General features: G+C 76.8%; 1 protein-coding gene. It reads right to left on the bottom strand.

The window, feature by feature from the left end:
• Positions 1-383 (bottom strand): hypothetical protein (locus D183_RS25210; protein ID WP_017910282.1); only part of this gene is annotated, 383 nt, incomplete at both ends.

Raw genomic sequence — 383 nt, 5'->3', positions numbered from 1 at the left:
TGGCGCCGAGCTGGCGGCGCAGGGTCGCGGCCTGCGCCGCGGAGTCGGCGCGCAGGTCCAGCCACCAGCGCGACTGACCGCTGCCGCCGCTGGGGATCAAGTCGACGTTGAAGCCGGCACGGGCCAGTTCCTGGCGGCGGCGCTCGGCCCCCTCGCGGCTGCGGTACTGGCCCAGGGCGATGGCATTGCCGGCATCGCCCTGGCGCAACGGGTAATAGTCGCGGATGCCGGCGGCGACGATGCGCTCGGTGGCCTGCCTGAGGCCGTCCTCGCCGCCGATGGTCGGCAGGATCACGCGGAAGCTGGTGGCGTCGCCATCGGCGGCCTCGCGCAGGCGCGGACGCGGCGCTCCGGGGGCCAGCGCGGCGACGGCCGCCTGCGCC

The sequence above is a fragment of the Xanthomonas sp. SHU 199 genome (assembly GCF_000364665.1).
GTDB lineage: Bacteria > Pseudomonadota > Gammaproteobacteria > Xanthomonadales > Xanthomonadaceae > Xanthomonas_A > Xanthomonas_A sontii.
Note: the sequence above shows the minus strand (reverse complement) of the source record. Positions and strands in the feature narration are given on the sequence as shown.